This is a genomic window from Streptomyces sp. NPDC059909, assembly GCF_042730885.1.
Lineage (GTDB): Bacteria > Actinomycetota > Actinomycetes > Streptomycetales > Streptomycetaceae > Streptomyces.
In genome coordinates this window covers 31,882-41,022 of the sequence record NZ_JBHWKX010000048.1, presented here as the reverse complement: position 1 = coordinate 41,022, position 9,141 = coordinate 31,882, and the positions used below count along the sequence as shown (strand labels likewise).

Genomic DNA, 9,141 nt, shown 5'->3' with positions numbered 1-9,141 from the left:
AGATGGTTGGGTGGCTCCCCGAGGAATTTGGGGGAGAACACACCTAGAGGCCCGGGGCGTTCGTCCGCCGATCCCGCCGCCGAGCCCACAGGGGCCGGAGGACCCCGTCAGGACGCCGCCCGCACCAGCCCCCGCATCACCCGCGTGTCCTCGCCCATCTCCGGGTGCCACTGGACACCCACCACCCAGGCGGGGTCGGGCAGTTCGACCGCCTCGACCGTGCCGTCCTCCGCGCGGGCCGACACCACGAGCCCCGTGCCGAGGAGGTCGACCGCCTGGTGGTGGTACGTCGGCACGGAGGACTCCTCGGGCACGAGCGCGGCGTACCGCGTCCCCGGCACCGGCGTCACCGGGTGCCGCCCGAAGACGCCCACCTCTTTCGCATGGCCTTCCATGTGCTGGACGAGCGTCCCGCCCAGCGCCACGTTCAGCAGCTGCATCCCCCGGCAGATCCCGAGCAGTGGCGTCCCCGACGCCAGCGCCGCCTCGATCAGCGCGAGCTCCCACGTGTCCCGCTCCCGCGCGGGCGGCCCCGTGCGGGGGTCGGGCTCGGCGCCGTAGCGGACCGGCTCGACGTCCGGGCCGCCCGCGACGACGAGCCCGTCCAGCCGGGCCACGACGGACGCCGCGCGCCCCGGATCGTCCGGCGGGAGCATCGCCGCGATGCCCCCCGCCGACTGGACGAGCCGCGGATAGCCCTCCGGCAGCAGCGCGGCGGGCAGCTGCCACACGCCCCACGAGGCCTGCTCCAGGTACGTGCTGACGCCGATGAGCGGCTGGGTCACTGTTCTTCTCCGGTCAGTCGCGTGCGAGTTCGGCCTCGGCCGCGGCCAGCGCCGCGAACTCCTCCTCCGGCGCCCGCGCCACCAGCCGGTGCCGACTGTAGAAGGCGAAGTAGGCGAGGGCGACGCCGTAGACGGCGAGTGCGATGAACGCCGCGTCCTTGTCCACCAGGAAGGTGGCCACCAGGGCGGACAGGGCCAGGACGAAGGCCACCGAGGAGGTCAGGATGCCGCCCGGGGTGCGGTACGGCCGGGGGAGTTCCGGCTCGCGGCGCCGCAGCACGATGTGCGACAGCGCCATCAGTGCGTACGAGATCGTCGCGCCGAACACCGCGATGTTCAGCATCCGCGCCCCGTCGCCCGTGCCGGCGGCGAGCGCGAAGCCGACCGCGCCGGGGATCAGCAGGCCGAGGTACGGGGACTTGCGGCGGCTCGTCAGGGACAGGAAGCGGGGCAGGTACCCGGCCCGGGACAGGGCGAAGAGCTGGCGTGAGCCGGCGTAGATGAGGGAGAAGAACGAGGCCACCAGGCCCGCGAGGCCCGCGTAGTTGACGAAGCGGCTGAGCGCGGTGGGGTCGCCGTCGCCCTGGAGCGCCACCACCAGCGGGTTTCCGGCCTCCTGGATGGCGGCCGAGCCGCGCGCCCCGGTGGAGGCGAAGAACGTCAGCACGGCGAGCAGGACGAGGATGCCCATCGAGACGGCGAGGGCCCTCGGCATCGACCGCACCGGATCCTTGGCCTCCTCCGCGGCGAGCGGCACGCCCTCGACCCCGAGGAAGAACCACATGCCGAAGGGGAACGCCGCCCAGATGCCGAGCAGCCCGAACGGCAGCCAGGAACTGGCGCCGAGCGCCTCCTTGTCGACGGGGATGTCGTCGAGCCCGGCGGTCTGGAAGTCGGTGAACGCGCCGATGGCGAAGACCAGCAGTGCGGCGACCGCGATCGCCGTCACGACGAGGCTGAACCGCAGGGCCTCGCCGACGCCCCACAGATGGATCCCGATGAAGATCGCGAAGCAGGCGAGGTAGACCGGCCATCCCGAGGTGAGCCCGAACAGCCCGAGCGATTCGACGTAGTCGCCGATGAAGATGACGATCGCGGCGGGCGCGAGGATGTACTCGATGAGGATCGCCGTGCCGGTGAGGAAGCCGCCCCACGTGCCGAGCGCCCTGCGGGCGAAGCCGTAGCCGCCGCCCGCGGTCGGCAGGATCGCGGAAAGCTCGGCGAGCGCGAAGACGAGGCACGCGTACATCAGCCCCATCAGCACGGTGGCTGCGGCGAGCCCGCCGAAGCCGCCCTTGGACAGGCCGATGTTCCAGCCGGAGAAGTCCCCGGAGACGACATAGGCGACACCGAGCCCCGTCAGGAGCAGCCAGCCCGCGCTGCCGCGCCGCAGTGTGCGGCGCTCCAGATAGTCGTCCGGTGGTGGTGTGCTGCTCCCGGTGGTGTCTTCCAGTGTCATGGCAGAGCTCCCGCGTCGGGCCCAATGGAATGGAGCCATACCTTTGCGGTGGGCGTGGGGGAAGCGCAAGACCCGTGCGTTACTTTCGGGTTACGCCGCGGACTACGTGAGGAAGCCGCGCAGCAGTGCCGCCGTGCCCGCGCAGTGCTCCCGCATCACGTCGTGCGCCGCGTCGGTGTCCCCGTCCAGCACCGCTTCGACCAGCGCGGAGTGCTGCTGCTGGGAGTGCTCCAGGTTCCGCACGAGCAGCGGAATGCAGTCCAGCAGATCGTTCACCGTGGCCCGTACGGCCGCGTACTGGGCGGTCAGGCTGGGAGAGCCGGACAGTTCGGCGAGGGTGAGGTGGAACAGGGTGTCGCGGCGGCGGTAGTCGTCGAGGGGGGCGTCGTGGGTCGCCGCGAGCGCCGCGCGCAGCCGCTCGGCGCCCTCGTCGGTGAGGCCGTGGGCCGCGCACAGCGCCGCGGCGCCGGTCTCCAGCACCTCCCGGAAGCGGAGAGTGTCCTCCATGTCGACGGCGGCGATGCGCCGGCGCAGCTCCTCCCCGCCCATGGTCGGCGTCCGCTGCCGCACGAACGTTCCGCCGTACCGCCCGCGCCGGCTCTCGACCAGGCCCTGCTCCTGGAGGACCTTGAGCACCTCGCGGAGGGTGACACGGCTGATTCCCATGCGCTCGGCCAATTCGCGTTCGGCGGGCAGCCTTTCGCCGCCCGGCACCAGTCCGAGCCGTATGACCTGGAGGATCTGCTCCAGCGCCTCCTCGAAGCCGTTGCCCCCACGCACCGGCCGCAACACGGACGTGAGCCGGTCCGCCGGCTCGCTCTTCCTCACCTGGATGCACCTCGCGATCGCATTCCGTCCAGCCCTGCTGACGTGCTTTTCTGCCGGGGTCCCGGGGGTTGCCCCCCGGTGGGACACAGCGCCACGTCGCGGTTTCCCCTTCCCAAGCAAAGGTCTTCGGCAATACCTTATGGTCTTCCGGCGCTGACCGAAGGAGCGTAATCCCGTGGCAGACCGCACACCCCCACTGACCGTCGAGGAGCTCAGGGTCCTCGTCGCGAGCGGTGAGATCGACACCGTCGTCCTGGCCTTCCCCGATATGCAGGGCAGGCTCCAGGGAAAGCGGTTCGCCGCGCGCTTCTTCCTCGACGAGGTACTGGAGCACGGCACCGAGGGCTGCAACTACCTTCTCGCCGTCGACACCGAGATGAACACGGTGGACGGCTACGAGATGTCCTCGTGGGAGAAGGGATACGGCGACTTCGCCATGCACCCCGACCTCGCGACCTTGCGCCGAGTGCCGTGGAACGAGGGAACGGCGATGCTCGTCGCGGACCTCGCCTGGAACGACGGCACCCCCGTCGTCGCCGCCCCCCGCCAGGTCCTCCGCCACCAGCTGGAGCGCCTCGCCGAGCTCGGGTACACGGCGCAGGTCGGCACGGAGCTCGAGTTCATCGTCTTCAAGGACTCGTACGAGCAGGCCTGGGACGCCAACTACCGCGGACTCACCCCCGCCAACCAGTACAACATCGACTACTCCGTCCTCGGCACGGGCCGGATCGAGCCGCTGCTGCGCCGCATCCGCAACGAGATGGCCGCCGCCGGACTGACCGTCGAGTCCGCCAAGGGTGAGTGCAACCCCGGCCAGCACGAGATCGCCTTCCGCTACGACGAGGCCCTCGTCACCTGCGACCAGCACGCCATCTACAAGACGGGCGCCAAGGAGATCGCCGCCCAGGAGGGCGTCTCGCTCACGTTCATGGCGAAGTACAACGAGCGTGAGGGCAACTCCTGTCACATCCACCTGTCCCTGCAGGACGCCGACGGGCGCAATGTGATGGCAGGGGCGGGGAACGGCGAGGACCACGGCATGTCGCAGGTCATGCGGCACTTCCTCGCCGGGCAGCTCGCCGCGCTGCGGGACTTCTCGCTGCTGTACGCCCCGAACATCAACTCCTACAAGCGTTTCCAGCCGGGCTCGTTCGCCCCCACCGCCGTCGCCTGGGGCCACGACAACCGCACCTGCGCGCTGCGCGTCGTCGGCCACGGCCGCTCGATGCGCTTCGAGAACCGGCTCCCCGGCGGTGACGTCAACCCGCATCTCGCCGTCGCCGGACTCGTCGCTGCCGGTCTGTACGGCATCGAGCAGCAGCTGGAGCTCCCCCAGGTCTGCGCCGGCAACGCCTACACCGCCGACTACGCGCACGTCCCCACGACCCTGCGGGAAGCCGCCGAGCTCTGGGAGAACAGCCCCATCGCCAAGGCCGCCTTCGGCGACGAGGTCGTCGCCCACTACCGCAACATGGCGCGGGTCGAACTGGAAGCCTTCGACGCCGCGGTGACCGACTGGGAGCTCCGCCGCTCCTTCGAACGTATGTGAGGCACCACTTGTCGCAACCGTACGCACTCGATGTGGTGAACCCGGCCACCGAGGAAGTCATCGCCACCGTCCCCGGCGCCGTCGAAGCGGACGTCGACGCCGCCGTCGTCCGGGCCGCACACGCCCAGCGCGCCTGGGCGGCCGCGGCCCCCGCCGACCGCGCCCGGCTGCTGCGCCGCTTCGCGGGCGTCGTCGACGACCACATCGAGGAACTGGCACGGCTGGAGGTGCGCGAGGCCGGCCACACCATCGGCAACGCCCGCTGGGAGGCCGGGAACGTCCGCGACCTCCTCGACTACGCGGCCGGGGGAGTGGAGCGTCTCACCGGCCGCCAGATCCCGGTCCCCGGCGGACTCGACATCACGATCCTCGAACCCCTCGGCGTCATCGGCGTCATCGCGCCCTGGAACTTCCCCATGCCGATCGCCGCCTGGGGCTCCGCCCCGGCACTCGCGGCGGGGAACGCGGTCGTCCTCAAGCCCGCCGAGACCACACCGCTCACCGCGCTGCGCCTCGCCGAACTCGCCCTGGAGGCGGGCCTGCCGGAGGGGCTGTTCCAGGTGCTGCCCGGCCGTGGCGACATCGCGGGCGACGCGCTCGTACGCCATGACGGCGTCGCCAAGATCGTGTTCACGGGATCGACCCGGATCGGCAAGCAGATCATGTCGCTGTGCGCCGACCGCGTGAAGCGGGTGACCCTCGAACTCGGCGGCAAGAGCCCCAACATCGTCTTCGCCGACGCGGACATCGAGGCCGCGGCGACGAGCGCGCCCATGTCGTTCCTCGACAACAGCGGCCAGGACTGCTGCGCCCGCACCCGTATCCTCGTCCAGCGCTCCGTGTACGACCGGTTCCTCGAACTGCTCGCCCCGGCCGTCGAGTCGGTCGTCGTCGGTGACCCGTCGGACGAGAGCACCCAGATGGGTCCGCTGATCTCCAAGACCCAGCTGGAGCGGGTGCGTTCGTACGTCCCCGACGGCCTGCCCGGCATCCGCGGCACCGCCCCCACGGGCCCGGGCTTCTGGTTCCCGCCGACCGTCCTCACCGAACTGGCCCCCGACGCCCCCGCGGCCGTCGAGGAGGTCTTCGGCCCGGTTGCCGTCGTCCTCCCCTTCGACGACGAGGACGACGCCGTACGGCTGGCCAACGCCACCGAGTACGGACTCTCCGGCTCCATCTGGACCAGGGACGTCGGCCGTGCGCTGCGCGTGTCCGGGGCCGTCGCCGCGGGGAACCTGTCCGTCAACTCCCACTCCAGCGTCCGCTACTGGACCCCGTTCGGCGGCTACAAGCAGTCCGGCCTCGGCCGTGAACTCGGCCCCGACGCCCTCACCGCCTTCACCGAAACCAAGAACGTCTTCCTGAGCACGGAGGCCTGAACCACATGACCACCGAAACCCCTGTGTGCCGTCGCCTCGTCGGCCGTACCGCCGTCGTCACGGGCGCCGGCAGCGGCATCGGCCTGGCCACGGCGCGCCGCCTCGCCTCCGAGGGCGCCCACGTCGTCTGCGGCGACATCGACGAGACCGCCGGCAAGGCGGCGGCCGACGAGGTCGGCGGGACCTTCGTGAAGGTCGACGTCACCGACGCCGAGCAGGTCGAGGCGCTGTTCAGGACCGCCTTCGACACCTACGGCAGCGTGGACATCGCCTTCAACAACGCGGGGATCTCGCCACCCGACGACGACTCGATCCTGGAGACCGGACTCGACGCCTGGAGGCGGGTCCAGGAGGTCAACCTCACCTCCGTGTACCTGTGCTGCAAGGCCGCCATCCCCTACATGCGGCGGCAGGGCAAGGGCTCCATCATCAACACCGCGTCGTTCGTGGCCCGTATGGGCGCCGCGACCTCGCAGATCTCGTACACGGCTTCCAAGGGCGGCGTGCTCGCCATGTCCCGTGAGCTCGGGGTGCAGTTCGCCCGCGAGGGAATCCGGGTCAACGCCCTGTGCCCGGGACCGGTCAACACCCCGCTGCTGCAGGAGCTGTTCGCCAAGGACCCCGAGCGGGCCGCGCGGCGGCTCGTGCACATCCCGGTGGGGCGCTTCGCGGAAGCGGACGAGATCGCGGCGGCCGTGGCCTTCCTCGCCAGTGACGACTCGTCGTTCGTCAACGCGACGGACTTCCTCGTCGACGGAGGCATCTCCGGGGCGTACGTCACGCCTCTGTAGGGTGACCGGGTGAGCATGACGACCCCGCCCGGCTGGTACCCGGACCCAGGCATCCCGGCCACCGAACGCTGGTGGGACGGCACCGCCTGGACCGGGCACACCCGGCCCGTGGCCGCCCCGACGGCCGCGCTCGTGCCTGGGCCGGGCGGCGGTCCCGGCGCGGGCGGTCAGGGCGTGGGCAGGGGCGGGATCGTCGCTCTCGTCCTCGCCGGAGCGGTGCTCGTGGGCGCGATCGTCACCGGCGCCGTCGTGCTCGGCCGGGACGACGAGGGCACCGCCCCGCGGTCCCGGAGCACCTCCACCCCGCTGCCGTCGGCGAGCCCCGACGCGAAGAACACCACGCCCGCCGCCCCGGCCGACGACCCCGCCCTCCTCGTGGACCAGCTCAACGGCATCACACTGCCGGTCCCCGACGGCTGGGAGAAGCCCGAATCGACCCTCGACGACGCACCGACGATGGTCACCGAGGTCGCCTACCGATGCCCCGGCGACACCGGCCAGTTCTGCCACCACGGCACGGTGTCGTCCCGCACGGCGACCCGTACGGACGTCACCTCGCCCGAGAAGCTCGCCGCCCAGGACATCTCCGTCGCCGCCGACCGGGCCTACGGGGAGGACGCGCTCGGCAACCGTATCCACGGCGGCATCAAGAGCCATGAGCAGCTCGCGTCGAAGTCCGTCGTGGTGGCCGGACGGACCGGGCACCTCGTCCGCTGGCGCGTGACGACGGGCACAGGCCCCGGCGGCTGCGTCCAGTCGCTGGTCTTCCCCTCGGCGGTCGGCTCCGAGTCGCTGATCATCGTGCGGCTCGCGTTCGACGCGGGCCCCGACGGGCCGCCGCTCGCGGACATGGACCGCATCGTCGAGGGCATCCGCCCGATCGGCGACGTGAGCGGAGGCGTCGGGTCGACGGTCGGCCCGTAACGGCACTCGTCAGGGGCCACGAGTCAGGGTGCCGAGTCCGGGGCGTCCTGTCAGGGGTGCCTCAGAGGAACGTACGGCCCTCGCCCCGGTACGTCGGTGCGGACGCCACCACGCGGTCGCCCTCGATCAACTGCAGCTCCTCGAACCGCTCGCACAGCTCCCCGGCCTTCGCGTGCCGGAACCACACCTTGTCGCCGATGAGGAGATCGTCGGCCGGCGCGCCCAGCAGCGGGGTCTGCACCTCGCCCGGCCCCTCCTGCGGGTCGTAGCGCAGCCCCTCCGGGAGATACGGGACCGGCAGCCGGTCCCGTCCCGCGGCCCCGGACGCCGGGTAGCCGCCGCCGAGGACCGTCACCACGCCCACGCCCGGGCGGCGCACCACCGGCTGGGCGAACAGCGCCGCGGGCCGGCCGCTGAAGGACGTGTAGTTGTCGAACAGCCTCGGCACGTAGAGCCCCGAGCCCGCGGCGATCTCCGTGACCGCGTCCTCGGCCGCCGTGTGCTGCACGCTGCCCGTGCCCCCGCCGTTCACGAACTCCAGGTCCGGGGCCTCGGCCCGGACCGCGCGCACGACGGCCGCGCGGCGCTGTGCCAGCTCGCGGCGGGCCGCCGACTGCATCAGCCGGACCGCCCGCGACCGCAACGGGCTCCCCGACACCGCGTCACCGACGCCCGCGACATGCCCCTCGTACGCCATGAGGCCCACCAGCCGGAAGCCCGGGCGGCGGACGACGGCCCGGGCCAGCTCGGCCAGCTGGGCCGGCTCGCGCAGCGGCGAACGGCGTGCCCCGATCCGTACCCGCCCGCCGAGGAGATGCAGCGCGGTGTCGAGCTCCAGACAGACCCGGATCTCCTCCGTGCCGCCGTCCCGCGCCCGGTCGATCAGCTCCAGCTGCGCCGGGTCGTCGACCATCACGGTGACGGCGGCGGCGAGCTTGGCGTCCCCGGCCAGCTCGGCGAACGAGCCCCGGTCCGCGGACGGGTAGGCGAGGAGCACGTCGTCGAAGCCCGCCCTGGCCAGCCAGAGCGACTCGTCCAGCGTGAACGACATGATCCCGGCGAAGCCGTCCATGGCCAGCACACGCTCCAGCAGGGCACGGCACCGGACGGACTTGCTCGCCACCCGGACCGGCTTCCCGCCCGCGCGGCGGACCAGATCCGCCGCGTTCGCGTCGAACGCCTCGAGATCGACGACGGCGAGGGGCGCGTCGAGATGGGCGGTGGCCCGGTCGTACCGGGTCCGGTCTGCGGCACGGGGAGTCATGGGCCGAGCTTGCCAGACCCGATTACCGGAGGGTAGGGGGACGTTCTGGGCAGATGCCCCGGGCCTGCGGTCCCGTTCCCCCGGTCCCCGCATCAGCCCTTAGAGTGAGCACACGCGGTGACGAACGGGCGTGCCCCGAAAGGCGATCCGGCGGGCCACGAC

8 protein-coding genes are annotated in these 9,141 nt (G+C 71.9%); 4 read left to right on the top strand and 4 right to left on the bottom strand.

Annotation, left to right across the window (positions count from 1 at the left end):
- Window positions 1-107: 107 nt before the first annotated feature.
- The 3 genes from ACFV9O_RS27600 to ACFV9O_RS27590 all read right to left on the bottom strand — a co-directional run bounded on the left by ACFV9O_RS27600 (window position 108) and on the right by ACFV9O_RS27590 (window position 3,072).
- Window positions 108-785 (bottom strand): gamma-glutamyl-gamma-aminobutyrate hydrolase family protein, encoded by a 678-nt coding sequence (locus tag ACFV9O_RS27600; RefSeq protein WP_385422371.1) that lies wholly within the window; start codon window positions 783-785, stop codon window positions 108-110.
- A gap of 13 nt (window positions 786-798) precedes the next feature.
- A complete protein-coding gene (gene eat / locus ACFV9O_RS27595) occupies window positions 799-2,244 on the bottom strand; it encodes an ethanolamine permease (protein ID WP_385422369.1) in 1,446 nt (481 codons plus the stop codon).
- A gap of 102 nt (window positions 2,245-2,346) precedes the next feature.
- The gene (locus ACFV9O_RS27590) at window positions 2,347-3,072 is read right to left on the bottom strand and encodes a FadR/GntR family transcriptional regulator (protein WP_385422368.1); all 726 of its coding nucleotides are present in this window, start codon (window positions 3,070-3,072) and stop codon (window positions 2,347-2,349) included.
- A gap of 175 nt (window positions 3,073-3,247) precedes the next feature.
- Between ACFV9O_RS27590 and ACFV9O_RS27585 the strand changes: the two genes are divergently transcribed.
- From ACFV9O_RS27585 to ACFV9O_RS27570, 4 genes are read left to right on the top strand one after another with little or no spacing between them, the layout of a single operon-like run.
- Entirely contained in the window at window positions 3,248-4,621 is a 1,374-nt protein-coding gene (locus ACFV9O_RS27585) for a glutamine synthetase family protein (protein ID WP_385422366.1), read from the top strand.
- An 8-nt stretch (window positions 4,622-4,629) separates the two neighbouring features.
- Entirely contained in the window at window positions 4,630-6,000 is a 1,371-nt protein-coding gene (locus ACFV9O_RS27580) for an aldehyde dehydrogenase family protein (protein ID WP_385422364.1), read from the top strand.
- A 5-nt stretch (window positions 6,001-6,005) separates the two neighbouring features.
- Window positions 6,006-6,791, top strand: a complete 786-nt coding sequence (locus tag ACFV9O_RS27575) for a 3-oxoacyl-ACP reductase (RefSeq protein ID WP_385422362.1) — start codon at window positions 6,006-6,008, stop codon at window positions 6,789-6,791.
- A gap of 9 nt (window positions 6,792-6,800) precedes the next feature.
- Entirely contained in the window at window positions 6,801-7,715 is a 915-nt protein-coding gene (locus ACFV9O_RS27570; protein WP_385422360.1) for a DUF2510 domain-containing protein, read from the top strand.
- Window positions 7,716-7,776: 61 nt separating this feature from the next.
- On the opposite strand, the gene ACFV9O_RS27565 is transcribed toward ACFV9O_RS27570, so the two are convergent.
- On the bottom strand, window positions 7,777-8,979 hold the full coding sequence (locus ACFV9O_RS27565; RefSeq protein WP_385422358.1) for an amino acid deaminase/aldolase: 1,203 nt from the start codon (window positions 8,977-8,979) through the stop codon (window positions 7,777-7,779).
- Window positions 8,980-9,141 lie beyond the last annotated feature (162 nt).